At 60.8% G+C, this 24,881-nt stretch carries 23 protein-coding genes and 1 pseudogene; 19 read left to right on the forward strand and 5 right to left on the reverse strand.

Annotated features, from left to right (window positions below):
• Positions 1-11 precede the first annotated feature (11 nt).
• From ACYVOC_RS13575 to ACYVOC_RS13585, 3 genes are all read left to right on the forward strand, one after another.
• Entirely contained in the window at positions 12-1,163 is a 1,152-nt protein-coding gene (locus ACYVOC_RS13575) for an acyl-CoA dehydrogenase family protein (RefSeq protein ID WP_056743879.1), read from the forward strand.
• 96 nt (positions 1,164-1,259) lie between these two features.
• Complete coding sequence (locus ACYVOC_RS13580) at positions 1,260-1,940, forward strand: TetR/AcrR family transcriptional regulator (RefSeq protein ID WP_158550323.1); 681 nt, start codon at positions 1,260-1,262, stop codon at positions 1,938-1,940.
• The gene (locus ACYVOC_RS13585) at positions 1,937-2,125 is read left to right on the forward strand and encodes a hypothetical protein (RefSeq protein WP_146191287.1); all 189 of its coding nucleotides are present in this window, start codon (positions 1,937-1,939) and stop codon (positions 2,123-2,125) included. The genes ACYVOC_RS13580 and ACYVOC_RS13585 overlap by 4 nt, the downstream gene beginning before the upstream one ends.
• Positions 2,126-2,237: 112 nt before the next feature.
• Here the strand turns inward: ACYVOC_RS13585 and ACYVOC_RS13590 are convergent, their stop codons facing one another.
• Together ACYVOC_RS13590 and ACYVOC_RS13595 are read right to left on the reverse strand one after the other, a co-directional pair.
• On the reverse strand, positions 2,238-2,465 hold the full coding sequence (locus ACYVOC_RS13590; protein ID WP_082564895.1) for an antitoxin Xre/MbcA/ParS toxin-binding domain-containing protein: 228 nt from the start codon (positions 2,463-2,465) through the stop codon (positions 2,238-2,240).
• A gap of 132 nt (positions 2,466-2,597) precedes the next feature.
• Positions 2,598-3,017 carry a hypothetical protein gene (locus tag ACYVOC_RS13595; RefSeq protein ID WP_461162162.1) on the reverse strand — a complete coding sequence of 140 codons (420 nt, stop codon included), beginning with the start codon at positions 3,015-3,017 and terminating at the stop codon, positions 2,598-2,600.
• A gap of 190 nt (positions 3,018-3,207) precedes the next feature.
• On the opposite strand from ACYVOC_RS13595, the gene ACYVOC_RS13600 reads away from it, so the two are divergent.
• The gene (locus tag ACYVOC_RS13600; protein ID WP_461162163.1) at positions 3,208-4,314 is read left to right on the forward strand and encodes an IS5 family transposase; all 1,107 of its coding nucleotides are present in this window, start codon (positions 3,208-3,210) and stop codon (positions 4,312-4,314) included.
• 620 nt (positions 4,315-4,934) lie between these two features.
• On the opposite strand, the gene ACYVOC_RS13605 is transcribed toward ACYVOC_RS13600, so the two are convergent.
• Positions 4,935-5,630: a TetR/AcrR family transcriptional regulator gene (locus ACYVOC_RS13605; RefSeq protein WP_461162164.1), complete on the reverse strand. Its 696-nt coding sequence runs from the start codon at positions 5,628-5,630 to the stop codon at positions 4,935-4,937.
• A 216-nt stretch (positions 5,631-5,846) separates the two neighbouring features.
• On the opposite strand from ACYVOC_RS13605, the gene ACYVOC_RS13610 reads away from it, so the two are divergent.
• The 15 genes and pseudogenes from ACYVOC_RS13610 to ACYVOC_RS13680 all read left to right on the forward strand — a co-directional run.
• The gene (locus tag ACYVOC_RS13610) at positions 5,847-7,412 is read left to right on the forward strand and encodes an AMP-binding protein (protein WP_116002929.1); all 1,566 of its coding nucleotides are present in this window, start codon (positions 5,847-5,849) and stop codon (positions 7,410-7,412) included.
• A gap of 55 nt (positions 7,413-7,467) precedes the next feature.
• The gene (locus ACYVOC_RS13615; RefSeq protein WP_116002930.1) at positions 7,468-8,655 is read left to right on the forward strand and encodes a lipid-transfer protein; all 1,188 of its coding nucleotides are present in this window, start codon (positions 7,468-7,470) and stop codon (positions 8,653-8,655) included.
• A gap of 10 nt (positions 8,656-8,665) precedes the next feature.
• On the forward strand, positions 8,666-9,475 hold the full coding sequence (locus ACYVOC_RS13620; RefSeq protein WP_116002931.1) for an SDR family NAD(P)-dependent oxidoreductase: 810 nt from the start codon (positions 8,666-8,668) through the stop codon (positions 9,473-9,475).
• 37 nt (positions 9,476-9,512) lie between these two features.
• Entirely contained in the window at positions 9,513-10,709 is a 1,197-nt protein-coding gene (locus ACYVOC_RS13625; protein WP_116002932.1) for an ABC transporter substrate-binding protein, read from the forward strand.
• A gap of 70 nt (positions 10,710-10,779) precedes the next feature.
• Positions 10,780-11,637 (forward strand): branched-chain amino acid ABC transporter permease, encoded by an 858-nt coding sequence (locus ACYVOC_RS13630; RefSeq protein WP_116002933.1) that lies wholly within the window; start codon positions 10,780-10,782, stop codon positions 11,635-11,637.
• Positions 11,634-12,602, forward strand: a complete 969-nt coding sequence (locus ACYVOC_RS13635; RefSeq protein ID WP_116002934.1) for a branched-chain amino acid ABC transporter permease — start codon at positions 11,634-11,636, stop codon at positions 12,600-12,602. Before ACYVOC_RS13630 ends, ACYVOC_RS13635 begins: the two co-directional genes overlap by 4 nt.
• Positions 12,599-13,351: an ABC transporter ATP-binding protein gene (locus ACYVOC_RS13640; RefSeq protein ID WP_116002935.1), complete on the forward strand. Its 753-nt coding sequence runs from the start codon at positions 12,599-12,601 to the stop codon at positions 13,349-13,351. The genes ACYVOC_RS13635 and ACYVOC_RS13640 overlap by 4 nt, the downstream gene beginning before the upstream one ends.
• Entirely contained in the window at positions 13,348-14,055 is a 708-nt protein-coding gene (locus tag ACYVOC_RS13645; RefSeq protein WP_116002936.1) for an ABC transporter ATP-binding protein, read from the forward strand. Before ACYVOC_RS13640 ends, ACYVOC_RS13645 begins: the two co-directional genes overlap by 4 nt.
• A gap of 38 nt (positions 14,056-14,093) precedes the next feature.
• A complete protein-coding gene (locus ACYVOC_RS13650; protein ID WP_461162165.1) occupies positions 14,094-14,687 on the forward strand; it encodes a carboxymuconolactone decarboxylase family protein in 594 nt (197 codons plus the stop codon).
• Between the two features lie 43 nt (positions 14,688-14,730).
• Positions 14,731-16,332, forward strand: coding sequence for an AMP-binding protein (locus ACYVOC_RS13655; RefSeq protein ID WP_461162166.1), 1,602 nt, complete (start codon positions 14,731-14,733; stop codon positions 16,330-16,332).
• A gap of 15 nt (positions 16,333-16,347) precedes the next feature.
• Positions 16,348-17,181: an SDR family NAD(P)-dependent oxidoreductase gene (locus ACYVOC_RS13660; RefSeq protein WP_116002939.1), complete on the forward strand. Its 834-nt coding sequence runs from the start codon at positions 16,348-16,350 to the stop codon at positions 17,179-17,181.
• Positions 17,182-17,204: 23 nt separating this feature from the next.
• A complete protein-coding gene (locus ACYVOC_RS13665) occupies positions 17,205-18,254 on the forward strand; it encodes an MBL fold metallo-hydrolase (RefSeq protein WP_116002940.1) in 1,050 nt (349 codons plus the stop codon).
• 77 nt (positions 18,255-18,331) lie between these two features.
• The gene (locus ACYVOC_RS13670; protein WP_461162167.1) at positions 18,332-19,570 is read left to right on the forward strand and encodes a thiolase family protein; all 1,239 of its coding nucleotides are present in this window, start codon (positions 18,332-18,334) and stop codon (positions 19,568-19,570) included.
• A gap of 15 nt (positions 19,571-19,585) precedes the next feature.
• On the forward strand, positions 19,586-21,196 hold the full coding sequence (locus ACYVOC_RS13675; protein WP_116002941.1) for an AMP-binding protein: 1,611 nt from the start codon (positions 19,586-19,588) through the stop codon (positions 21,194-21,196).
• A gap of 365 nt (positions 21,197-21,561) precedes the next feature.
• Positions 21,562-21,789: pseudogene (locus ACYVOC_RS13680) on the forward strand (transposase); the annotation flags it as partial.
• Positions 21,790-22,312: 523 nt separating this feature from the next.
• Here the strand turns inward: ACYVOC_RS13680 and ACYVOC_RS13685 are convergent.
• Together ACYVOC_RS13685 and ACYVOC_RS13690 are read right to left on the reverse strand one after the other, a co-directional pair.
• A complete protein-coding gene (locus ACYVOC_RS13685) occupies positions 22,313-22,594 on the reverse strand; it encodes a PD-(D/E)XK motif protein (RefSeq protein WP_461162297.1) in 282 nt (93 codons plus the stop codon).
• Between the two features lie 175 nt (positions 22,595-22,769).
• Positions 22,770-24,863, reverse strand: coding sequence for a clostripain-related cysteine peptidase (locus ACYVOC_RS13690; protein WP_461162168.1), 2,094 nt, complete (start codon positions 24,861-24,863; stop codon positions 22,770-22,772).
• Positions 24,864-24,881: the final 18 nt, after the last annotated feature.

Raw genomic sequence — 24,881 nt, forward strand, 5'->3', positions numbered from 1 at the left:
AGGATGGGTTTATGAGCATCGTTTCCAATGCATTGCTGAGCGAACAAGAAGTCATTATTCGGGAGTCTGCCCGGCGTGTCGCGACTGAAGTGGTGGGTAGCACGGCCGCCGAACGTGATCGCACGGGGGCTTGGCCACACGACGAAATCAAGGCAGTTGCCGACGTAGGCTTCATGGGCATGCTCGCCCCGCCAGCATACGGCGGTTCCGGGCTTTCATTCGTGGAGTATTGCCTGGCTATTGAAGAATTCGCAGCGGCCGATGGTGGCTTCGCCACCATGATGCACGTCCACAACTCAGCTGCGCACGTGTTACGTAGTTTTGGAACCGAACAACAGATGGCCCGCCATCTGCCGGATCTGGCCAGTGGCAAGCGCATTGGTGCCTTTTTATTGTCAGAGCCCCATGCAGGCTCGGATACCGCAGCCATCCGGACCACGGCTAAGCGGGACGGCGACGTTTATGTGATCAATGGCAGCAAACAATGGATTTCCAATGGCAGTGAAGCGGGCTTTGCGCTCGTCGTGGCAGCAACTGCGGAACCAGGTGCCCGTCACCGCTTCAGCCTGTTCATCGCGGACCCCGAAGATCCAGGCTACCAATGCTTGCGTATCGAAAGGAAGCTGGGCCAGCACACGGCCCACACGGCTCAGATTCAGCTGGACAACATGCGTGTTCCAGTTCAGAACATGATCGGTGAGGAAGGGCGCGGGTATGGCAAAGCACTATCGCTGTTGTCCGATGGGCGCATCGCAATCGCCGCCCTGGCCATCGGCATTGCCCGTGCAGCGCTGGAGGCAGCCATCCGCTACGCCAAAGAGCGCGAGGCCTATGGCAAGCCACTCACCGAACTGCAGGCCATTAGCTTTGATTTGGCGGAAATGGCCATGCAGGTTGAGGTGGCGCACCAGTACATGCTGTATGCAGCTCGTCTTACGGATGCGGGCCTGCCAACCAGTAAGGAGGCCTCCGTTGCTAAACTCTATGCCAGCGAAATGGCTGAAAAGGTTTGCTCTGCGGCGCTGCAAGTGCATGGTGGCTACGGGTATGTCAACGACTTCCCGGTCGAGCGCTATTATCGCGATGTGCGCGTTACAAAGATCTACGAAGGCACTAGTCACATTCAAAAGTTGATCATTGCGCGCAGTATCTTGGCTGGCTGATGAGCACGGCCTTTCTCCGCAGGCCTATCGGCGAAAGCAGTTCGATACACTTTGCCTCAGTTAGCGATACGAATGCCCTCAAGGAAAACAACACCAATGAGTACGCCAATTGAGGCAAAGCCCAAGTCACTGACACGCAATGCTGCCAAAAGATCGGGCAAGGGCGCAAAATGGAACAATGCGGTCAGCGGCGCGGATGAGCAGTACCAGCTCAAAAAGCAAGCTGTCATTGCGGAAGCTTCGCGCGCATTTGGCCGCCATGGGTACAAGAATGTGTCCTTGGACGAGATTGCAAAAACGCTCAACGTCACCAAGCCTGCCCTCTACTACTACTTCAAGAACAAGCAGGAACTTGTCTACGAATGCCACGAGCTCGCCATGCATTTGGGAGATCGCGTCTTGCAAGACGCGATCGCTTCGGAAAATACTGGTTTCGGTCGGATCTCGGCCTTCATTAAGAACTACATCTCGTTGCTAACGGATGAAATGGGCGCACCGGCGATCCTCCAGGATTTCTCCGGTATGACTGTGGCGGATCAGAAAAAAATCACTTTGCGTCGGCGAAAGTTTGATCAAGAGCTGCGCAAAGTGCTCGAGGGGGGTGTTCAGGATGGTTCCATTGCCCCGTGCAACGTGAAATTGGCGGTGTTCTGGTTCATGGGCGCTGTTAGCTCGATTACCCAATGGATGCATATCGATGGCAGCCTTGGAAGCGACGAAGTGGCCGATATTTTTATCGGTTTTCTTGCGCATGGTATTCGTCCCAGTCAAGCGTGAATCTGGCGCAACAGGCTTGGGCTTCCGGTTGTGTTCTTCGCAGTGAGGCAATTCTGGCGGACATCGTCGTGCATGGCGGAAACCGGTGCTGGAATCAGGTCTTCAGGCTTGATCAGGATGGCAAGGTGGTCGAGTTCTTCGAGGCAGCCAATGCGAGTCTTTCTGCTTCGACGATGGGATGCTGAGAAGCTGGTCGGCCCACACGGGAATCCAAGGCGGCTTTCAAGGCGTGTGCGATGGCCCAATGAATTAGTGGGCAGTGACGCATTCAATGAATGGAGAGCACCACAATTGCGCTCAGGAATAGGCCCCGGATTGCGCGCGCAGGAGGTGGCTACGCACCAAATCCAGCCCGCCGGGTCCGCTGAGAACATCCAGTGGACGACGATGACCAAATGTCGGTGCCAATTCCAACAGCCATTGGTCAAGCCAAGCCCGCGCGTCAAAACCTACTGGTGTTCCTGATTCATCAACCATACGCTGAACAAGTGCGGAGAGGGTAGCGATATCGTCTTCGAGGGCCATGGCCCATTCTGATCTGCACGCCAGATGAATGCAATGCACACGTCCGGGCAAGGTATCTTGAATTGAAGGGAGTTCCCCGCCCTACCACCGCCTGCATGACGAACATGGAGGCGATGAACTGCAGTGGGCGATTCAGCGAATTGCTCGCTTGCTTTGGGCGGACATATGAAAACTGCCTTGGTCTTCGGCTGGGGTGCAAGAGTGTGGGGGGTATTTTGGACGTGCGAGCACCGCGCGTGCTGCTGCAACTATCGCGGCTGAGATCAGGCTGATCTGCAGCCATGCCACCATGAGCAAGAAGTCGAGTTGCTGTGCTCCTCGCTCCAAGTCATCTGGTGCCACAGGCTGCGCAAGTATCACTGCAACATTGAATGATGGGAGTGTCATCTTCATCAGCAGATTGATTGCCGAGGCAGAGCCCATGGCTGCTGAGCCGTAAGTGGCAATCATCAGGGCGGTACCGATAAGCAGGCCGAGCAGGATGGGTTTGATGATGCGGGGCATGAGCATGCGAATCAAGCCGATCGCCATCAGTATCGAAGGAGCAACCATAGTGCTGCCCGCTTGAAATTGCCCCATGGAATGCGGCTTGATGCCAATCTTGATGAGCGCGTTGGCCAGGGAGGAATGTCAACATGTGGGCTGCTATCAGGCTGCTGAAATATTCCCCGCCGTCACTTCCCAGTTGACGTCTTGCCAGGACAATTGAGGCAACCCAACCGACCAGACAGACGAGCCATCCATGCGCGGAGCCGACACCTTCACCGAGAGCCTGTTCACGATGCGCCATCTCGATGACTTCGTGCCCGCCGACCACCCCCTGCGGGTGATCCGCATCATGGTCAACAAGGCCCTGGAGAACATGGACGAGCTGTTTGCTCAGATGTATGCGGCTGACATCAAAGGCGGGCGCCCCAGCATTGCCCCCGAGAAGCTGCTGCGCGCCATGCTCATCCAGGTGCTCTACAGCGTGCGCTCGGAGCGCCAACTCATGGAGCAGACCCAGTACAACCTTCTGTTTCGCTGGTTCATTGGCCTGGCCATGGACGATGCCGTTTGGGTGCCCACCGTCTTCAGCAAGAACCGCGAACGCCTGATCGAGCACGATGCGGTCATCGAGTTCTTCAATCAGATCGTGCAACAAGCCCAGGAGCAGGAACTGCTCTCGGGCGAGCACTTCAGCGTGGATGGCACCCTGATCCAGGCCTGGGCGGGCCACAAGAGTTTTGTGCGCAAAGACCGCCAGGGCGACGACGATACCGACGCGGGGAACTTCAAAGACCAAAAGCGCAGCAACGACACCCACGAGTCCACAACGGACGCGGATGCAAGGCTGTACCGCAAGGGCAAGACGGCCAGTGAGTTGCGCTTCATGGGCCACACACTCACCGACAACCGCCACGGGCTGGTGGTCAGCGCCGTGGTCACACAGGCCGACGGATATGCAGAGCGCGAAGCGGCCAAGGCCATGATCAACGATGCGCGACAGGCACTGCCCGGCGATGACCCCATCACGATCACGCTGGGCGCAGACAAGGGTTACGACGCCAGGGAGTTCATCGACGCGCTGCAAGAGATGAACGTGCTGCCCCATGTGGCGCAGAACAAATCAGGGCGTCAATCGGCGGTGCCTGACAGGATCGCGGGCAGCGAAGGCTACGCCATCTCCCAGCAAAAGAGAAAGCTGATCGAACAAGGCTTTGGCTGGGCCAAGACGGTGGGGCACATGCGTCAGGTGCTGGTGCGCGGGATCAAGAAGGTGGACCAGATGTTTGTGCTGACGATGGCGTGCTACAACCTCACGCGACTGCGCAGCCTGGGGCAAATCCGTCTGCTGGGGCAGATGTGAAGGCAAAAGGGGCAAAAAACCGTGCTGTACGGCTGAAAACACGCAGGTTTTCGGGCTGACTTCCAGCATACGGAAAGCTGCTGCGAAAAATGCGCTTGCCGCCGCTGAGCAGGTTCGGACGCACGGGAGTATTTCAGCAGCCTGCTATGGCAGTTTTACAGCTTATATTTTTGCTCTCGACCCAATTTGACTGAGGCATATGTTTTTACAGGATAGGAAAAGTCATGCCTCAGGAGAGGAATTTTTACAGGGTATATTTTTATGATCATCTTATTCCGGGTAATTAAAGTCGTAAACACGCAATTAAAGTCGTAAACAAGCCTCCAGCATTCATGCGGGTTTGCGGGGTGGTCATTTGTGACAGTAAAGTCGTAAACTCGAACTTGAGGGGTGAAGACAACCTAGAAATACGAAGCAAGCCGCAGCCCTGTTTGGGCTTGTTGCTATGTAAAAAAGAGCGCTCAGTTTGAGCGCTCTTTTCTTTAGTTTTTGCGAAAGGTTCTTGTGGCTCGAGCAGTAGCTAGATCCTGTGATGACTGCAAGAGGCTGGCTGCGCCCCCCCATCAGCCGGCAGTTTTCAACCCTGTGCGGTCATTGGATTGGCTCTGGCGAACATGCGCCTATCCGCGATTCCAGGCAGCCATCAGCATGGTGCCGACTTCATCGTCGTCCGCATCCTGCTTTACGGCGCCTCGCCGCACGCCAGCCCGCCCAGCCCGCTTGCCACTCCTGGCTGCGTGAGGCGCAGCTGAATCGGTCAGCAATCCACCCAGCAATACCCGGTAGAACTCCTGGAAGGCATCCTCGATGGTCAGGTTGGCCTGGGCAAGGAATGCCGGGCGGCGCAACCTCAGTGCTGCTCCCAGCATCACCTCGGACATGACCAATCCATGGCAAGGGGTGAAAACATCCTGACGCACCCCTTCGTCGATGAGTTGGGACATTCGCAAGGTACGGGCATGCTGGTAGTGGTCGAAGATGCCTCGGGCAACCGCAGAGTCTTCGACATCCTTCAGGAACTGCACACCGATGCGGCTGGCCGCATGGACGCCGACGCTGAGGTAAGCAGCGAGTGCCGTCGGCAAATCCTTTTCACTATGGATCAATGCCTCTCCCTGTTCCAGGAGGTTGTCGAAAAAGCGTTGCACGACAGCGCAAAAGATATCTTCTTTCGTCTGCGCAATGTCATAGAGACGCCTCCGCGAGCAATGCATGCGCGCGGCAATTTCACCCACCGTCAGACCTTTGATGCCCTCCGTTAAGAACAAATGGGTCAACGCATCGAAGAACTCCTCGTCTGCGAGCTTTTTTTTCATGCGGGTTTCTCCCAATAAAACTCGGTACCAAAACAATTGACCCGGTACCAATCCAGATGTCTAATGGTACTAATTTACATCAATTAGTACCAAATGAACAGCCTGCTCAACCTGCCGCTCTGCACACGATTTCTGTTTGCCCGTTGGTGCTGAAGGCATGCGAATTGTCAGCGAAGGCTAGACCACTGAACTTGACCTGAACGAAGAAGCAACGCAATGAATCTGCTCGACTATTTCGATGCTGGCGTCGCCAGCCACCCGGACGCCCCATGCTTTTTGGACTACGGGCGCGACACCCCGCCCATGGCCTATGTTCAGGCGGGCGCGCTCACCTGCCAGGTCGCCCGAGGATTGGATGCGTTGGGATTCGCGCCTGGCTTCCACGGCGCGGTGCTCAGCGGCAACTCCGGAGCCGCATTCGTGGCGTTGCTCGGGGTTGTACGCGCTGGGGGCGTTTGGCTCCCCGTCAATGCGCGCAACAGTGTGGAGAGTAACATCGAGTTCCTGCAGGACATGGACTGCGACGTCTTGTTCTACCAGGCCCGCTATGCCGGCCAAGTCGCCGAGATCCGCGGCAAGGTTCCCCGCATTCGCCATTACATCGCCCTGGACGAGGCTGATGAGCAGGACCTGTCGGTTGCCCAACTGATCCAGGGCCAGTCGCCCGAGATGTTTGCAGCGCCGCTGCAACCACAGGGACTGGCCATGATCATGGGTACCGGTGGCACAACGGGGCGTTCGAAGGGCGTCATGCTCAGCCATCGCAACCTGACGGCTACCTTGGCCAACCATATGTCGGCGATGTATGTCACCGACCGCATGACCGTGCTGGCAGCCGCGCCCATCACCCATACCGCAGGGCTGGTGTCGCTGCCCTTCATGGCGCGTGGTGGCTGCGTCATCCTGATGGATGGGATTGATCCGCAGAAGCTGCTCAAGGTGATCGAGCAGGAGCGGGTCAACATGATGTTCCTTCCTCCTACGGTCATCTATACGCTGTTGGCCCAGCCCAACGTTCGCGATTTCGACTTTTCTGCGCTGCGCTACTTCATGTACGGCGCCGCACCTATGTCACCCGACAAGCTGGCCGAGGCCATCGCGGTTTTCGGGCCTGTCATGTTGCAGATCTATGGTCAGGCGGAAGTGCCTGGCGCCATCTCCGTGCTGCGCGTCGAGGACCATTTCATAGACGGACAGGTGGCACCCCGCGAGCGCCTACTGAGCGCGGGGCGCCGCTTTCCCTTCACGCGGGTGGCCATCATGGATGACGACGGCCACTTGCTCACCCAGCCCGGGGCTGTGGGCGAAATCGTCGCGCAGGGCGATATCGTGACTGCGGGCTACTACAAAAACCCCGAGGGCACCGCCGAAGTGCAGCGCAACGGCTGGCATTGCACCGGTGACGTGGGTTACTTCGACGAGCAGGGTTTCCTGTTCATCGTTGACCGTAAAAAGGACATGATCGTCACCGGCGGCTTCAACGTCTTCTCGTCCGAGGTCGAAGCCGCAGTGATGGCCCATCCTGCCGTGAAGGACTGCGCCGTCATCGGCGTGCCCGATGAAAAATGGGGCGAGGCCGTCAGAGCTGTCATCGAGCTGCGCCCAGACCAGTCCGTGGAGCCGCAGGCGCTCATCCAGTTCATCAAGGACCGCTTGGGCAGCGTGAAGGCGCCCAAGGAGGTCGAGATCGTCGCTCAACTGCCGCGCAGCGCGGTGGGCAAGGTCCTGAAGAAAGAAGTACGCAAGAAGTACTGGAGCGCGCAGGAGCGGATGGTCTCCTGACCGCAGCAAGCTTCGATTCAACGCACGTTTGGCAATTCAACCTGGAGGTATCGCAATGCAAGAACCCGTTCTCGTCGCCGGTGTCGGCATGACCCCTTTCAAGAAACCTGGCGACAACCTGCCGTACCCGGAAATGGCCGCGCTGGCGATCCGCCAGGCGCTACAGGACGCAGGACTGGCGTACTCCGATATTCAGGACGTCTATGCAGGCTATGTATATGGCGACTCGGCCAGCGGCCAGCGCGCGGTCTATGAGGTCGGCATGACCGGCGTGCCGGTGATCAACGTCAACAACAATTGCTCCTCCGGCTCAACCGCCTTGTACCTTGCGCGGAAAGCAGTTGCCAACGGGTCGGCCGACTGCGCACTGGCAGTGGGCTTCGAGCAGATGCCCTCGGGCGCCCTGAAGGCGCACTGGGATGACCGGCCCGACCCGCTCGACCGCTTCAACGGGGTCATGGATGAGGTGTTTGGTCATCCCGAGCTGCCCATGGCGATTCGCTACTTCGCTGCAGCGGGCCGCGAGCACATGGACCGGTACGGCACCTCCCTGGAAACCTTTGCCCGTATCCGCGCCAAGGCGAGCCGCCACGCCGCGCGCAACCCGCTGGCACTGTTCCGCAGGGAGGTAACAGTGGAAGAGGTGCTGGCCAGCGCCGCTCTGGTGCCCGGCACCATGACCCGTCTCATGGCTTGCCCACCGACCTGCGGTGCCGCTGCGGCGGTCTTCGTGAGCAAGAAGTTTGCCCAAAAGATGGGGCTGGACCCCCGTGTGCAAGTGCTGGCCCAGTCGCTGGTGTCTGACCGCCCCGGCGCGTTCAGCGACAAGTCAGGCATTTCCATCGTGGGCTTTGACATGACGCGCGAGGCCGCCCGCCAGGTCTATGAGGCATCGGGCATTGGGCCGCAGGACATCGACGTGTGCGAGCTGCACGACTGCTTCGCACAGAACGAGCTGCTCAGCTACGAGGGCCTGGGCTTTTGCGGCATCGGCGAAGGCCAGGCCTTCGTCGAGTCCGACAGCAATACCTACGGCGGCGCCGTCGTCGTCAACCCCTCGGGTGGGTTGCTGTCGAAAGGCCATCCGCTTGGCGCGACCGGCCTAGCGCAATGCTATGAGCTGGTTCACCAGATCCGCGGCAGCGCCGAAGAGCGCCAAGTGGAAGGCGCGCGGTTTGCCCTGCAACACAACGCCGGACTGGGCGGTGCCACCGTCGTGACCCTCTATGGCCAAGCACAGTAAGGAGTACGGCATGGCGAAACGCTTGGAAGGCAAGGTAGCCCTGGTGACCGGTTGCGGATCGTCGGGCCCCGGTTGGGGCAATGGCAAGGCCATGGCCGTGCTGTTCGCCCGCGAGGGCGCCAAGGTTTATGGCTGCGACATTCATCTGGATGCCGCGCGAGAAACCGAAGCGATCGTGCGCCAGGAGGGCGGAACCATGAGCGTCGCCCAATGCGATGTGACCGATCCTGGCGCGGTGGAGTCGTTGATCCAGGACTGCATCGCTACCTTTGGCGACATCGACATTCTGGTGAACAACGTCGGCACCGCCCGAATGGGCGGGGTCGTCGAACAGAGCCTGGAGGACTGGCGCATGGTTTTCGACGTCAATCTGACTTCCATGTTCCTCACCTGCAAACATGCCATTCCCTCCATGCTCAGGAAAGGCAAGGGGAGCATCGTCAACATCGGTTCGGTGGCCGGCGCGCGTGACAGCGGTGTGGCCTATGTCTCCTACAGCGCCTCGAAAGCTGCGGTGCTCGGCTTTTCACGCAGCGTCGCCTTGCAATATGCCCAACAGGGCATCCGCTCGAACGTGCTGATGCCGGGCCTGATGAATACGCCGATGGTTCGGCAACCGTTGCTGAAACTGGCAGACGGATACCAAGAAGCATCGCTGGAAGAAACGCTGGAAAAGCGGGACAAACAGTGCCCCATGGGCCATATGGGAGAAGCATGGGACGTGGCATACACAGCCCTATGGCTGGCGAGTGACGAATCCAAATACGTTACTTCCGCCGAAATCATGGTCGACGGCGGAATTTCTGCCCGTATCGGCTAATCAGGAAATTTTTTAGATCAACCACAGGAGACAAATCATGGGAAATTTTGCGCAATGGTTCAGGAAAAGCATGGTGGTCGCAGCAGCGGCCACCATCGGAATGGCGTCCACGGGGTACGCACAGTCCAAGCCGGAGAAATTCAAGATCGGCGGTGTGCTGTCCCTCTCCGGACCATATGGCTTGTTGGGCGAGGACATGCGGCGGGGGGTGCAGATCGCCGTGGAGGAACGCGGCGGCAAGGTGCTGGGCGTTCCGATCGAAATCACCTGGGAGGACGATGAGACCAAGCCTCAACCAGCCGTCCAGAAAGCCACCAAGCTGATCTCCGAAGGCTCTCACATGATTTTTGGAGCGCTGAGCTCCTCATCGACGCTGGCAGTCATGAACGTGACCAAACAGCGCAAGATCCCCCATCTTGTCACCATTTCGGCAGACGACAAGATCACCGTGCCCGGCGGCTCCCGCTACACGTTCCGCACCTCCAACAACCTGGACATGGAAAACCGCATGGCACTGGTGTACATGCAGGAAAAGAAACTCAAACGAATCTACGCGGTCACCGCCGACTACCAGGCCACCCGTGACGGCTACGTTTGGATCAAATCCCAACTCGAACCCAACGGCATAGAGGTCGTGGGCGAAGACTTCCCCCCATTTGGCAACCGCGACTACTCGTCGATCGTTGACAAGGTAGCCAAGTCGAACGCTGACGGCGTGTTGCTAATGATGACCGGCTCCGACGTGGTCACCTTCCTCAAGCAAGCCGGCCAAGTCAATCTGGGCAAAACCAAACTGCTTTTCGGTCCCGTGGCTGCCGATGACACGATGGTGGCGGCCGTTGGGCCGGCTGCAGTGGGTGTCAACTCCGGCCAGCGCTACCACTACACCGTCGACAACGCGGCGAACCAGAAGTTCGTTGAGGCCTATCGGAAGAAGTTCGGCATGTTCCCCAGCATGACGGCAGGAGAGGCCTACGACGGCATGGCATGGTGGCTCGACACGGTGGAAAAGACCGGCTCCTGGGACAAGGAAAAGTGGGTGGACGCATTTGCGACCAGCGTTCGCGAAAACTCCGTTGAAGGTAAGAAAACCATGCGTGCCTGCGACCATCAAGCGGCACAGCCTGGATTCTGGAGTGAGGTGGTGCATGGCACCCCGCCAGCCCCGGCTTTGACGATGAAGGTCACCAAGGTCTTCCCCGAAGAGAAGCTTTTCGCACCCTGCAAAAACTGAGGACCGCACCGCGCGCAGGCTCCGCTGGGAGCCTGCGTGCAACCTGGTTACTCCTACCCGGTGAATCGATATGTCAACTATTGTGATTGGCTTGAGCTTGGGTATGCTGCTGTTCCTACTGGCAGCGGGCCTGACGCTCATCTTTGGCATGCTGGGCGTGATCAATTTCGCCCACGGCGCCATTTACATGCTCGGCGCCTATATCTCGTATGAGACAGGAAGGCGCACAGGCTCTTTTCTCATGGGGGCGCTGGTTGCCACACTCTTCACCGCACTGGTGGGGGCGGTGGTTGAAAAACTCACGCTGCGCCCACTCTATGAACGCCCCCATTTCTACCAATTGATCCTGACCTTCGGGCTGATCCTGGTGCTGAGCGACCTGGTGCGCTTCTTCTGGGGACCGGGCTACCAGGAGGTACCGATTCCGCAACTGTGGAGTGGCACGGTGGACATGCTGGGCAGCACAATCCCTATGTACCGGCTTTTCGTGATCGGATTCGGCGCCCTCATTTCGGTGGGGCTCTACCTCGTGCTGGAGAAAAGCACTTTCGGCATGCTTGTGCGGGCCGCAAGCAGCGACGCAGAAATGGTGCGCATCCTGGGACTGCCGGTGGGCACCATCCGCATGGCGGTCTTCGCCATCGGCTGTGGACTGTCCGGCCTTGCCGGTTCCATTGCAGCGCCGTTGTTCCCGATCGAGCTGGGCATGGCGACCAACACCATCATCGACTGCTTCATCGTTGTCATTCTGGGTGGCCTCGGGAATATCCGTGGGGCGATCGCTGCATCAATGCTGATCGGCATGGTCCGCGCCATCGGCTATGTGTATATGCCAGGCTGGGTGGACATCATGACTTTCGTGCTGCTGATTGGCACCCTTTTGACGCGCCCGCAGGGCCTGTTCCACCGGACGGCGAGGACGGCATGAAGCTCACCAAATTTGATATTTACTTTGGCTTGCTGCTGGCTGCGGCGAGCATCGTGCTGCCCTTCCTCAGTCCAGGGGAGGCCATGATCCAGTTGCTCACATTGGCGGCCATTTGGGCAATCTTCGCCATCGGATTCGATTTCGTCTTCGGCTCGCTGGGCATGGTGTCCTTCGGGCATGCCACCTTCCTGGGAGTGGGCGGCTACGCGGTGGCCCTGGCAACCCAGAAATACGGTCTGCCGTTCTATGGCGGAGCAGTCCTTGCTATTGCCGTGGGTGCGGCTTTTGCTCTGCTTTTCAGCTTTTTCGCCCTGCGGGTCTCCGGCATCTTCTTCGCCCTGGTCACCTTGGCGCTATCGCAGTTGATCTTCATCCTGGCCGACAGCAAGCTGCGAAGCTTCACGGGCGGTTCGGATGGCATCTCCGGCGTCGAACGCCCCAATTTTCTGGGCATCGACTTCTTCGATCCTGTGAACTACTACTGGTTTGTTCTGGGCCTATATGCCTTGGTCATGCTGGCGGTGATATCCCTGCGCAGCTCGCCGTTCGGACGCGTGATCGCAGCAATCCGGGACAATGAAACCCGTGCCGATCAGTTGGGCTTCAACGTCAACCGCTACAAGCAAATCACCTTCGTGATTTCTGGAGCCCTGAGCGGCCTGGCGGGTGCCTTGCTGGCTTCGCTGCTGATGTACATGAACCCCCAGATGCTGCATTGGACAACATCTGGGGACGTCATCATCATGACACTGCTGGGCGGCTCCGGCACGCTCTGGGGCGCAACCGTCGGCGTGCTGGTCTTCGAGTTCCTGAAGGAATGGCTGAGCAGTTGGACCGAGTACTGGTATGGCGTTCTGGGCACAGTGTTCATCCTCGCGACCATCTTCTTCCCGCGCGGCATCATCGGTGAACTGGAGAAGGGTTTCGCGACTTACCAGAAAAATCGCCGGGGAGGTGCACGATGAGCCAGGTAGCACTCAAATGCGAGGGTGTGACCGTGAGTTATGGCGCCCTGAGGGCCGTCAACGACGTCAGCCATGATTTTCAAGAAGGACGCATTTACGGCCTGATCGGGCCCAACGGCGCGGGCAAGACGACGCTGCTCAATGTCCTGGCCGGGCGGCAAATGCGCCATGACGGCAAGGTGTTCTGCCGCGGCCAGGAAATCAGCCAGCGTCCCGCTTACGAACGGGCCCGCATGGGCATTGGGCGCAGCTTCCAGATCATCAAGATCTTCGGAGAGATGACGGTTGCTGAGAATCTGCTGATCGCGGCCCAGTCCCGCCGACCGGGATTCCAGCCTTTCTGGGCAAGCAGCAGCTTCGACAAGCAGTTCCAAGAGCAACTCGATGCCATCCTGGAGCTGACAGGGCTTGCCGCCCACCGCGACGACATCGCGGGCACGCTGCCCTATGGCTTGCAACGCTCGTTGGAGCTGGGCGTGACCTTGCTGCCCGACCCCAAGATTCTGCTGTTGGACGAGCCACTGGCCGGCATTGGCCACCATGAAATTCAGGCAGCACTGGAATTGATCCAGAAGGTCGCGGTGGGGCGGACGGTGCTCCTGATCGAGCACAACATGGATGCGGTGATGTCTCTTTCCCACGAAATCGTGGTCATGAGCAACGGTTCTGTCATCGCCTGTGGGTCTCCCGAGGACATTCGCAAAAACGAATCGGTGCGCTCGATTTACCTTGGGGAGGACGCCCTGTGATCGAACTCGAAAAAGCTAGCGTCAAGTATGGACAAGCCCTGGCGCTGGAAGAAATTTCCGTACGTATCGATGCCCATGAAATCGTCGCCATCGTCGGACGCAACGGCGCGGGCAAGACCACTCTGCTCAAAGCCCTGATGGGCTTGATGCCTCTGGTCGCTGGTCGACGTCTGCTGGGTGAGCAAGACATTTCAGGATTCGGCGTGGAAGCCATTGCCAAGCTCGGCGTGGCGCTGGTACCCGACACACGCCGGATCTTCCCTAACTTGACGGTACTGGAAAACCTGAAGATTGGCACTCTGGCACACCAGCCGGGGCACTGGACCATTGAGCGGGTGCTGGAGGTCTTTCCGCGCCTGGCAGAGCGGTTGAACTTCGGTGGCGACCATCTTTCCGGCGGGGAGCAGCAGATGCTTTCCATCGGACGCGCCTTGCTGAGCAATCCCCGCATCCTCCTGCTTGACGAACCCACCGAAGGCTTGGCGCCCGTCATCGTGGACCAACTGGTTCGGGTGTTCAGCGAAGTCCATAGCCAGGGCACCGGCATCGTCCTGGTGGAGCAGAACCTTAAGGTTCCCATGAAGCTGGCCCACCGCCAGTACGTGCTGGACCACGGCCAGGTCGCCTGGTCTGGCACGGCGCAGGAGCTCAATGCCCAGCGCGCCCATGTCGAAGGCCTCATCACGACAGGTTCCGCAACATGACCCGACATGCTCAACGCATGCCCAACACAGACACTTCCATGAACGCCAACACCTGCGCACGCATCGCACCGCTGCATGAAAGCGACCCCCGCTCCCAAGATCCGGTACTCGAGGATCTGGTGAATTTCGTCGGTTACCGTCCCAACGCGCTGCTGACCATGGCACGCAAGCCTGGTGTGGTGCCAGCGCTGCTCAAGCTGCTGGGCGTGACACTGCGTGGCGATGGCCTGCTACCGCAATCCCTGCGCTTTCTGATCGCGGCGGAAGCCGCACGTGGTGCGCGCTGCCGCTATACGACAACGCACCTCGTACATGCTGCCAACCACCTGGGCGTTGACTGGGACAAGCTGGCCGCGTTGCCGTCGTACCAGAACGATCCCCGGTACACGGAACAGGAACGAAAGGCGCTGGCCATCGCCACCGCCGGGGGGCGCCTGCCGGTGCGCGAACCGGCACGGGCTATGGAGCAGGCCAAGCAGGTCTTCTCTGAAGAGGAAATCGTGGAGATCGTGTCCTGCGTGGCCATGGCCGGCTGGTTCAACCGCTGGAATGGCCTCATGGGGTCGGAGCTGGAGCCAGAGCCTGCGGAGGCAATGGCCCATCTCCCCTGGCTCCAGCAATTGGACGTTTGATCATGCTGTGCGTTGACATTTCATGCCACTGAGGATCTGGACCATGTACAGCCGCATCCATGAACCCCACGCCTGCACGCTCACCGATGCATTGAGCGAATGGGCCGCCAGCCAACCCGACACGCCCTGGCTGCACGACAGCCAGGGCAGCGCCCTCACCGTGGGACATGCCTTCACGGACAGTCAGCGTTTTGCCGGCTTCCTGCACCAGTTGGGTGTACAGCCTGAAGAACGTGTGGGCGTTTTCATGTCCAACAGTTGCGCCATGGCGACCACCGTGTTCGGCATTGGTTACCTGCGCTCTACTGCAGTGATGCTCAACACCGAGCTGCGCTCTTCGTTCCTGCGTCACCAGTTGAACGATTGCCAACTGGCAACCATCGTGGTGGACGCAGCACTGGTCGAACATATTGTCAGCCAGGCTGATGAACTGCCCCATCTCAAGACCCTGATCGTATTGGGCGAGGGTCATGCCACCGTGCCCGGCCGCTGGCGCCACGTGGCCTGGTTGGACAACGAGGCCAGCCCCCCCTGGAAGGGCCCTGCGCCGCAGCCACAGGACATCTTTTGCATCATGTACACGTCCGGAACCACCGGGCCAAGCAAAGGCGTGCTGATGCCGCACTGCCACTGCGCCATGTTCGGCCTGGGTGCCATGCGCAGCATGGAGGTCGCTGCGCACGACAAGTACTACATCTGCCTTCCCCTGTTCCACGCCAATGGCCTGTTCATGCAACTGGGAACCACGGTGCTGGCGCGCATCCCGGCTTTCCTGAAGCAGCGCTTCAGCGCCAGCACCTGGCTCGCCGACATCCGTGCAACCGGCGCCACGCTGACCCACCACCTGGGCACAACGGCCATGTTCGTCATCAACCAGCCGCCCACGGCGCAGGACCGGAACCACAACCTGCGCGCCTGCATGAGCGGCCCCAACCCCGCCCAGCACGAAGCCGTGTTCCGCGAACGCTTTGGTGTGAAAGACGTCCTGTCCGGATTTGGCATGACCGAGGTTGGCATTCCCATCTGGGGCCGGCTTGGGCATTCCGCACCGAATGCCGCAGGCTGGGCGCACGAGGACCGTTACGAAATCTGCATTGCCGACCCCGACACCGATGCGCCTGTGCCAGCCGGGCAGACCGGCGAAATCCTGGTGCGGCCCAAGGTGCCTTTCGGCTTCATGGCAGGCTACCTGAACGTTCCGGAAAAGACGGTCGAAGCATGGCGCAACCTCTGGTTCCATACCGGGGACGCGGGCATACGGGACGCGCAAGGACTCATCACCTTCGTGGACCGCATCAAGGACTGCATCCGTCGCCGGGGCGAAAACATCTCGGCCACTGAAGTTGAAGCTGTGGTCGGACAGTTGCCCGGCATCCACGAAGTGGCGGCCTATGCCGTACCGGCGCAGGGTGCGGGCGGCGAAGATGAGGTGATGCTGGCCCTGGTGCCCAGCGAAGGTGCGACGCTGGACATGGCGGACATCGTCCGCCAGGCCAGCGCGCAACTGCCGCGCTTTGCCAAGCCACGCTACCTGCGCCAAATGGATAGCCTGCCAAAAACGGCGACTGGCAAGATCCAGCGCGCCATCCTGCGCCAGCAAGGCAGCGCCGACGCCTACGATGCCGAAGCGGCGCCCCCCCAGTAAACACGAGAGCACACGATGACGGAAAAGTTGCGTGGCAAGGTGGCTGTGGTCACCGGCTCAGGGCGGGGCATCGGCCGTGCGATGGCCATCAAGCTTGCGAGCGAAGGTGCCAGGCTTGTCCTCAACGACCTTGACGATGCGCCCGCCGAAGCCGTGCGCCAGGAAATTCTCGCGCTGGGGGGCGAGGCAGTGGCCTGCTGCGGCAATGTGACTGATGCCGGTTTCGCCGATCGGCTCATCAGCACCGCCACCGAGACGTTCGACGGGCTGGACATCCTCATCAACAACGCTGGCTACACCTGGGACAACGTCATCCAGAAGATGAGCGACGAACAGTGGGAGGCGATGATCGACGTACACCTGACCGCGCCGTTCCGCATTCTGCGGGCGGCTCAGCCGGTGATTCGAGCGCTGAGCCATGCCGATTCAGCGGCAGGCCGCCGCGTAGTGCGCAAGGTGGTCAATATTTCCTCGGTTTCAGGCGTCTTCGGCAATGCCGGCCAGGCCAACTACTCCGCCGCCAAGGCCGGCATCATGGGCTTGACCATGACACTGGCCAAGGAATGGGGCCGCTTGAATACGACGGTCAATTGCGTGGCCTATGGCCTCATCAAGACCCGCGCGACCGAGGCCACCTCGGACGGGAACGCCACCATCGAGGTCGAGGGGCGCGAGATCAAGGTGGGCGTGAACCCGGATCTGATGGCCATGATGGAGCGCAGCATCCCGCTGGGCAGGGCTGGTACGCCGCAGGAGGCTGCCGGTGCGGCCTACCTGTTCTGCATTCCCGAGTCCGACTACGTGAGTGGCCAGACCGTGCTGTGCACGGGTGGACTCACGGGCATTTGAACCTTCACACCAGCTTTTTTCGTATGTCGAAGCCCGAAACCACCGCACTACAGTACCCTTTCGAGCCACCTGCTCCAGGTCATGCGGCGGAAATCGCCCCTGGCGTGCACTGGATCCGGCTGTCCATGCCATTCCGGCTGGACCACATCAACGTCTGGGCCATCGAAACGCACGATGGCTGGGTGCTGGTGGACACCGGTCTGAACGACCCCGGCACCGTGGCAGCATGGCTGGCACTCATGGCCCAGGGGCCGCTGGCGCGCCCGCTGCAGGGTGTGTACGCCACGCACATGCACCCCGACCACATCGGCCTCGCGGGTTGGTTCACGCGCCGCGCCGGTGTACCGCTCTACATGAGCCGCCTTGAATACCTCACCTGCCGCGTCATGCACGCCGACACGAGCCGTGAGGCACCGCCCGACGGCGTGCTGTTCTGTCGGCGCGCCGGCTGGTCCGAGGCTGCTATCGAAAGCTATCGCAGCCGCTTCGGCAGTTTTGGCAAGCACATCCACGCACTGCCAGAGAGCTTCCGACGCCTGCAAGATGGAGAACAGATTTCATTGGGCACGCATACCTGGCAGGCGGTCACCACCAGTGGCCACTCGCCGGAACATATCAGCCTTTACTGCCCGGACCTGAAGCTGCTGATCGCGGGCGATCAGGTGCTGCCGCGGATTTCGTCCAACGTTTCGGTGTTCGCCAGCGAACCCCAGGCCAACCCGCTCAAGGAGTGGTACGAATCGCTGGAAAAGCTGCTGCAGATGGTGCCCGCCGATGTGCTGGTGCTGCCCTCCCACAACGAACCCTTTTACGGACTGCACGAACGCCTGCACGCGCTCAAGGCCAACCAGACCCAGGCGCTGGTGCGGCTGCGCCAGCAGTTGCAGGGTGGACCGCAGCGGATCGTGGACGTATTCCCCGCCCTGTTTCACCGCTCCATCGGCGAGAAGGATGAACAGCAACTGAGTCTCGCCACGGGGGAAGCCGTGGCTTGCATGAACTACCTCATCGCAGAACGTGCCGTGGATTGCACCGTGGATGGAAATGGCGTCGCGTGGTACGCGCTGAAGTGAAGACTGCGCCCTCCTCCGGCTGCACGGAACGCCGGACATGGCAGGGCTGATCATTTCTATTGACCTGGGAGCACCCCGTGGAAGCAATCTACATCGCTGGCGTCGGCATGACGCTGTTCGGCCGACACCCGCAATGGAGCGTCAAAGACCTCACACGCCAGGCCGTCACTGCAGCGCTGCAGGATGCCGGCTGTGACGCCGGGCAACTGCAGGCCGCCTATTTTTCCAACGCCACGCAGGGCCACATGGAGGGCCAGCACATGGTGCGCGGGCAGCTCGCGCTGCGCGCCATGGGGGTGCAGGGCATTCCCGTCGTCAATGTGGAGAACGCTTGCGCCAGTGCCAGCACGGCGCTGCACCTGGCCGTGCAGCACGTGCGCAGCGGCGCGTCCGACATCGTGCTCGCCGTGGGCGCGGAGAAGATGTGCATCGACGACAAGGCCCGCATGTTCGCGGCCTTCGACGGCGCCTGGGACGTGCATGACACCGAAGCCGGCAAAGAGCGCCTGCTGGCCATGGGTGCAGGCATCACGCCCCCACCGGGCAGCCAGTCGCCTCGCCCCTACAGCCTGTTCATGGACATTTACGCCGCCATGGGCCGCATGCACATGCGCGAATTCGGCACCACGCAGCAGCAGTTCGCGGCGGTGGCTGCCAAGAACCATGGGCACTCGGCGCACAACCCGCTGGCACAGTACCGCGACGCGATGAGCGTGACACAGGTGCTGGCTGCGCCGCCCATCAGCTACCCGCTCACATTGCCCATGTGCTCGCCGGTGAGTGATGGTGCGGCGGCGGCCATTGTCTGCAACGCCGCAGGCCTCAAGCGCCTGCAAGGCGATGCACGCCGTGCCGTGCGCGTGCTGGCCTGCGTGCTGCAAACCGGCAGCGAGCGGGCCGCGAGCGATCTGGAAAACCATCTCGTGCGCAAAGGCGTGCAGCGCCTGTACGAGCAGGCCGGCGTATCGCCCAAGGACGTGGGCGTGGCCGAGGTGCATGACGCTACGGCGATTGGCGAAGTCCTTCAGTCCGAGCTGCTGGGCCTGGTGCCCATGGGGCACGGCGGCCCGGCGGCAGAGCGCGGCGAAACGAGCCTCGGCGGACGGATCCCCATCAACCCATCCGGGGGGCTCGAAAGCAAGGGCCACCCGATTGGTGCAACCGGGCTGGGCCAGGTGTTTGAGCTGGTGACGCAACTGCGCGGCGAAGCTGGGGCACGCCAAGCACCGGGCGTGCGCATCGCGCTGGCGGAAAACGGCGGCGGGCTGGCCGGCATCGAAGAGGCCGTGGCCTGCCTCACGCTGCTGGGCCGTTGAACAGGAGGCCATGGCATGAGCCTTTACCCCGACAACGTCTTCGCTGGCATGGTCGCCAACCGCGCGGCCGAGCTACCGGAATTCAACGTGCTGACCATCGAAGGCGGTGACGTGCGCCCCGACGATGTGCGCAGCTACCGCCAGCTCTGGGACAACGGCCGGCGCATGGCACAGGCCATGCTGGACCTGGGCATCGTCCCCGGTGAGCGCGTGGCTCTGCTGATGGCCAACCATGCCGAGTTCGTCGAGGCCATGGTGGCGGCGGGAATCGTGGGCGCCACGGTAGTGCCCATCGATCCGCGCACCAAGGGCGACAAGCTGCACTTCATGCTGACCAACAGCCAGTGCAGCGCTGTCTTTGCTGCCGACTACGCCTTGCCCCACCTGCAACCGCTGCACGCGCGCCTGCCCGCCGTGCGCTGGGCCATGGCCTTTGCCACCGACGAGGGCGAACGGCCGCTTTCCGCCTGGGACGGCGTAGCTGACTGGCAGGCGATGGCACCAGTGCATGTGCCCGACCTGCCCATTCTCACCACCGACCCGGACGCGGCGCTGGAGCTGATATTCACTTCCGGCACCACAGGCGACCCCAAGGGCATCGTGATGACGCACCGACGCTATTGCCAAACCGTGCAGCTTGCCCAGAGCCTTTTCGGTTACCGCGCGGACGACGTGCTCTATTCGGGCCTGTCGCTTACGCACGCCAACGCCCAGCTCGTCACCCTGGGGTCGGCCCTGGCCTGCCGCCTGCGCTGTGTGCTGTCGCGGCGCTTCACCAAATCGCGCCTGTGGGACATCACGCGCCAATACGGCGCCACCAGCTTCACGCTGCTGGGGGGCATGACGACGGCGGTCTACGCAGAACCGCCCAAGGCCAACGATGCCGACAATCCCGTGCGCTTTGTCGTCTCGTCCGGTATGCCTGCGGCCATCTGGCGCGAGTTTTCCCAGCGCTTTGGTGTACAGATCGTGGAGTTCTACGGCGCGGCCGAAGGCGGGATGAGCTTCAACCACTTTGGCCAGGGTCCTGTGGGCAGCATCGGCAAGCCCCCGTCTCTGCTGCAACACCGCATCGTGAACGAGGCCGGCAACGACGTGCCCCCCGGCCAGCAAGGCGAGCTGCTGATGCGCCACGCCAGCGGCGCGCCCTTTGTCGTGGAATATTTCGGCAACTCCGAGGCCTCGCAGCGCAAGTGCGCTGGCGGCTGGCTGCACATGGGCGACGTGGTGCACGCAGACCAGGATGGCTGGCTGTATTTCGACTACCGCCAGGGCAGCGGCATCCGGCGCAACGGCGAGTTCATCGCCACCGCCTTCATCGAGAAGGCGATCGCCGAATCTGGCGTGGTCGATGATGTGTACGTCTACGGCATCGCCAGCACGCAGCTCGCGCCAGGTGAAAAGGAAGTCGTCGCCGCGGTAGTACCCAAGGATGCGGCGACCTTCGACGCGCAGCAGCTCTTCGACGTGTGCCGTGAGCACCTGGAGGCCGGCATGGTGCCTGGCTTCATCCAGGTGCTGACCCAAATCCCCAAGACGGCATCCGAGAAGCCGCAGGACCGCTTCCTGATGGAGGCGTTCGAGCGCGAGCCGCAGAGCGTGCATCGGCGTATGACGGGGGTTTAAGACCCGGGAACCTTTCCGCTCAGCCCATGGGGTCCATGCGGGCACCGGTAACGCATTGTTGGTAAGCACGCTACCCGCATATTTCACGCCCCCCGAGCCGGCAGCCAGACTTGCATGGTTTCGTGATTGCAAAGGTCATCCTGCGGGAGTGCTGAAGATATTGCTGGCCATGAGTTCGGCAACGACGATGTCACAGGCTTAGTGACCCCCCACCCCGAATTGGGTTGCGGGCCTGTTTTGTATCTTCGCGCAGGCCAGGCGTTGGTGGTGAAGTTATCCACGGCATCAGCAAGCGCAGAGGCTTCACTGTCACCACCCGTCGCGACAAACGTTAGACCCCGGCCAATGACCTGGTCAATCGCCGCTTCCACGCCACTGGCCCGAACCAGCTGTGGGTGGCCGACATGACCTATGTGCCGACCTGGATGGGTTTCCTCTATCTGGCTGTGGTCATCGATGTCTGGAGCCGCTGTGTGGTGGGCTGGGCCATGGGTGAGCGCATGACCGCCGACCTGGTGCTGGCGGCCTTGAACATGGCGCTTGAGCAGCGCAAACCCAAGGGCGTCATCCACCATTCGGACCAGGGCAGTCAGGGCGGATTCAACCGGTCGTCGCAACACCTTCAATCGTGAAGGTTTTTATGGGCTGACCTGGGAGTTGGATACGACAGTTGACCTGTCGAGCAGCGATGCGATGGCCGAGAGCTTCTTCGCCAGTCTGGAAGGCGAACTCATCGCACGTGCTCGACCATTTGCTGGCGAAATTGCGCCGGGTACGGCGGTCGTACTTTGGACATTTGCGACTTCTTGAACACAAAGAATGATGTGTCCACGGAACCGGGTCAACTCCAACTCCAAATTGCTCCATGGAATGCGGCTTGATGTCGACCTTGATGGGCGTGCGGGCCGGGGAGGAATGTCAACATCCAGTCTGCTATGGCAGTTTTACAGCTTTTATTTTTTGCTCTCTACCCAATTTGACTGAGGCGCAAGTTTTTACAGAATAGGAAAAGTTAAGCCTCACGAGAGGAATTTTTACAGGGTTAATTTTTACGATCAAACCGGTCGATGCAACACATTCACTGAACATCTCAGCGTGTGTGGGGGTGCGCGTCAGTCATATATTGAGAATGTGCCGAACATCCGTGACATCGAGAGATGGTAGGTTGCAAAGGTTGATGCTGTACTTGATGCTCGTAACGCCCAGAGGTGGTACGTAGTCATCCGGGAGTCGCGAAAATGTCCCGGCTACCTCAAACACGTAGACATCGCGAAAGTTGAATCTGAGAAGAGCGCCAGTCTGCCGAAGTCCTTCGCGCCAGCCGAGCTGGGCCAGACGCGTATCGAAGACGTCGAGCGCGTGTTCATCCGATCTGAGTTTTTCCCGAATTTCATCGATGCGGTCTTCCCAGGAGAATCTGTCGTTCCCGCTGCGGGTTGGCCACGAACACTGTCCAGTTCGTCAGCGCTCCCGCTTCTGCACGTTCCAGTCCGCAATTTTTGCGCCCTGAAACGCGATGCTGTTCGGATGCTCTTCATATCGCCGTAGGAACAGCGCAATGTCGTTTTTTGATTTACGACATGGTGACGCTCAGTGGCTGCGAGAAGCCCACCCCGTCGGCCAGGTCGGTCACGCTCAGGATCAGCGTGTGCGTGCCAGCGGCCAGGGGCTCGGGGCGCAGGGCACTGTCCGGTGCCAGGGTGATGGGCCTGCCGAAGGTGATGGCCAGGCCGCCGCCGGGCTCCTGCACGGGTTCCTGGGTCTGCACGTCGTAGAGGAGGTGGAGCGGCTCCACCGTGTCACCTGCGTAGAGGTGGTGGTCCACGCGATCGGGCTGTTTGTCGGGGTCGTCCAGGTCGATATCGCGCGCGCCAATGATGGTGCACTTCGGCTCTTCCGTGTCCGGGTCGGGCTCACATTGGATCAGCAGCAGTACGATGCGCGCAGCGCTGTTGCCCGTGCGGCTTTGCAGGCGCACGGGTGCGCCGAGCATCGCTGATTCAAGGTCGCCGTCTTCGGCCGTTTGCACGCTCAGGGTGTAGAGCAGCAGGGGCTGGCCGTCGAGCTGCAACCATGCATCCGTACTGAAATAGACCGTGCCGTAGCCCTTGCCGAGCTTGCCCTCGCCGGAGACTGCAAGGGGCGTGGTTCCCGTGACTTTGACCACGTTGGCATTTACGGACTGCACCTGCATCAGATCGGCCAGCTGCACACCATACCGAGAGGCGACTTCGCCTGCGATGAGTTCGCCATCGGCTTGGAGCGGCGCTACATAAATAACCGAAGGCATTTGCTGCGCTTGTTGCGTATGGCGGTCCAGCAAACCTATGTACCCGGCGGGCATGCGGAATGTGTCATATACGACGCGCTGCTGTGCGGTGCGCTGGCCCAGAGGGAAGAAAATGCTCAGGCCTTGAGCGCTGCGGGCCTTGGAGCCGGTGATGTTGAACAGAACAGCGTCTTGCAGCGCCTGCTGCAGGGCGGCTTGCGGGCCGGCGGCAATGCCCTGGTCGAATAGCAGCGCGGCAAACTGCCCCAGGTCCACCAGGTCGAGGGCTTCCTTCATGTTCGGACTTCCCCCGAAGGCAAGGGTGCTCAGACGTGCCATGGCGACCTGCTTCCAGCGTTCGACGGTTTCGTCCTCTGCGACGGCTGCGCTTGCTGTGGCCGTACTGATGCTCTTGGCCATTTGGCGGGGCCGCTTGAACATGGGCGGCCAGAAGATGCCTGCGCTGCCTGCCTTGGCCAGCTTGGGGGCGGTGTCATGGTAGGCGTGTACCGCACGGGCCCATTCGTCTAGCCGCTCCAGCAAGGCAGGAATGCGCGCCAGGTCAATGATGCTAAAGGTGACGTTGTCGGACCCAAAAGGCACCAAGCTGCCGCCGGGGCTGCTGCGCATCTGCTTATCGTAGTAAGCAATGGCTGCCGCCCGGCCGAATTCCGGGATGCTGGGAGCGGGCTGGCGGGATGCAGTCTCGACCACAGTCGTCCAGTCCCAGCCCAAGCCGGGCTCCAGCTCCTGCGATGCACCCAGGTAGCGGGCATAGGGCTGGAGTATCTTGGCAACTTCCAGCGTGGCCATCAGGCATGCGTCGAAGCCGATATAGTCGAGCGTGACCCCTGTGGCGGCCTTTGCACCTTGCAGCGCTGCGGCCATGACGTGCATTCGCATCATCGGCTCGCCGTCGTCAGGGAAGTTTTCGTCGTTGCCAAAGCCGTAGTAACCCCCGCCGTGGTCCCACATCATCAGCATGGTGCGGTCGGCTGGGTAAGTACGCACGCCCCACGTCACAAAGTCTTGCAGCGTGCTGCCTGAATCCATGTTCTGCGCACCGAGGTCTGCCAGCTCCTTGAGTTTGCCTTCCGCCAGTTCGAAGCGCTTGACGGTTTTCCAGCTGGTGACGAGACCCGCCGGGTCGACCTTGTCGGCCCCTCCCGTGGTGATGACGATGCGAGTGTGCGTCGAGCCCTTCGCGGCCAGCATCTCCAGCAGGTTGCTGGTGCCCAAGTCGCCGCCACTCTCCAGGTCGGAGCCCAGCAGGTAAACGAGCAGCGTGGTGCTGAGCGGCGCGCTGGAGTCGGAGCCACTGCCGCCGCAGGCGGCAAGCCCTCCAGCGAGCAGGGCGGCGGCGGTGCCAAGCATGTGGCGGCGTGAGAGGTTGTGCATGGTTTTCCTTGGTGCGAT

This window comes from Simplicispira piscis (assembly GCF_054783455.1).

Bases quoted from the DNA above. Each gene is read 5' to 3' on its own strand.
- ACYVOC_RS13600 (WP_461162163.1), top strand. From the start codon at position 3,208: ATGCGCGGAGCCGACACCTTCACCGAGAGCCTGTTCACGATGCGCCAT.
- ACYVOC_RS13615 (WP_116002930.1), top strand. From the start codon at position 7,468: ATGCAAGAACCCGTTCTCGTCGCCGGTGTCGGCATGACCCCTTTCAAG.
- ACYVOC_RS13625 (WP_116002932.1), top strand. From the start codon at position 9,513: ATGGGAAATTTTGCGCAATGGTTCAGGAAAAGCATGGTGGTCGCAGCA.
- ACYVOC_RS13595 (WP_461162162.1), bottom strand. From the start codon at position 3,017: ATGGTTGCTCCTTCGATACTGATGGCGATCGGCTTGATTCGCATGCTC.
- ACYVOC_RS13580 (WP_158550323.1), top strand. From the start codon at position 1,260: ATGAGTACGCCAATTGAGGCAAAGCCCAAGTCACTGACACGCAATGCT.
- ACYVOC_RS13665 (WP_116002940.1), top strand. From the start codon at position 17,205: ATGTCGAAGCCCGAAACCACCGCACTACAGTACCCTTTCGAGCCACCT.
- ACYVOC_RS13590 (WP_082564895.1), bottom strand. From the start codon at position 2,465: ATGGCCCTCGAAGACGATATCGCTACCCTCTCCGCACTTGTTCAGCGT.
- ACYVOC_RS13640 (WP_116002935.1), top strand. From the start codon at position 12,599: ATGAGCCAGGTAGCACTCAAATGCGAGGGTGTGACCGTGAGTTATGGC.
- ACYVOC_RS13660 (WP_116002939.1), top strand. From the start codon at position 16,348: ATGACGGAAAAGTTGCGTGGCAAGGTGGCTGTGGTCACCGGCTCAGGG.
- ACYVOC_RS13650 (WP_461162165.1), top strand. From the start codon at position 14,094: ATGAACGCCAACACCTGCGCACGCATCGCACCGCTGCATGAAAGCGAC.
- ACYVOC_RS13630 (WP_116002933.1), top strand. From the start codon at position 10,780: ATGTCAACTATTGTGATTGGCTTGAGCTTGGGTATGCTGCTGTTCCTA.
- ACYVOC_RS13610 (WP_116002929.1), top strand. From the start codon at position 5,847: ATGAATCTGCTCGACTATTTCGATGCTGGCGTCGCCAGCCACCCGGAC.
- ACYVOC_RS13690 (WP_461162168.1), bottom strand. From the start codon at position 24,863: ATGCACAACCTCTCACGCCGCCACATGCTTGGCACCGCCGCCGCCCTG.
- ACYVOC_RS13620 (WP_116002931.1), top strand. From the start codon at position 8,666: ATGGCGAAACGCTTGGAAGGCAAGGTAGCCCTGGTGACCGGTTGCGGA.
- ACYVOC_RS13575 (WP_056743879.1), top strand. From the start codon at position 12: ATGAGCATCGTTTCCAATGCATTGCTGAGCGAACAAGAAGTCATTATT.
- ACYVOC_RS13605 (WP_461162164.1), bottom strand. From the start codon at position 5,630: ATGAAAAAAAAGCTCGCAGACGAGGAGTTCTTCGATGCGTTGACCCAT.
- ACYVOC_RS13635 (WP_116002934.1), top strand. From the start codon at position 11,634: ATGAAGCTCACCAAATTTGATATTTACTTTGGCTTGCTGCTGGCTGCG.
- ACYVOC_RS13655 (WP_461162166.1), top strand. From the start codon at position 14,731: ATGTACAGCCGCATCCATGAACCCCACGCCTGCACGCTCACCGATGCA.
- ACYVOC_RS13675 (WP_116002941.1), top strand. From the start codon at position 19,586: ATGAGCCTTTACCCCGACAACGTCTTCGCTGGCATGGTCGCCAACCGC.